General features: G+C 64.1%; 1 protein-coding gene. It reads left to right on the top strand.

Going from position 1 to position 370, the window contains the following annotated elements; translation table 11 throughout:
- A partial coding sequence (locus tag G9G54_RS24935; protein ID WP_165179958.1) for an AMP-binding protein occupies positions 1 to 370 on the top strand: 370 nt, incomplete at both ends.

Genomic DNA, 370 nt, shown 5'->3' with positions numbered 1-370 from the left:
CGCTGCGAGAGCGTGCCGAAGCCTGGCTCGGCGAAGAGGAGCTGGCGCTGGCGGCGGTGCTGTACCTCGACGACGAAACTTCGTACAGCGAGGAGCGGACGAATGCGCCGCTGGAAGCGGATGATCACTTGCACGAATGCCGTCCGGAGGACCTGGCGTACGTGATCTACACGTCGGGAACGACGGGCAAGCCGAAGGGTGTGATGATCGAGCACCGCAGCCTGGTGAACACGGCGGCGGGCTACCGGCGGGAATACCGGTTGGATGAGTTCCCGGTGCGGCTGCTGCAGCTCGCAAGCTTCTCGTTCGACGTGTTCGTGGGAGATATCGCGCGGACGCTGTACAACGGAGGCACGATGGTGATTGTGCC

The sequence above is a fragment of the Paenibacillus sp. EKM212P genome (assembly GCF_011066115.1).
In the GTDB taxonomy this organism is placed as follows: Bacteria; Bacillota; Bacilli; order Paenibacillales; family Paenibacillaceae; genus Paenibacillus; species Paenibacillus polymyxa_B.
The sequence above is the reverse complement of the archived record's forward strand: the minus strand, read 5'-3'. Positions and strand labels throughout refer to the sequence as shown.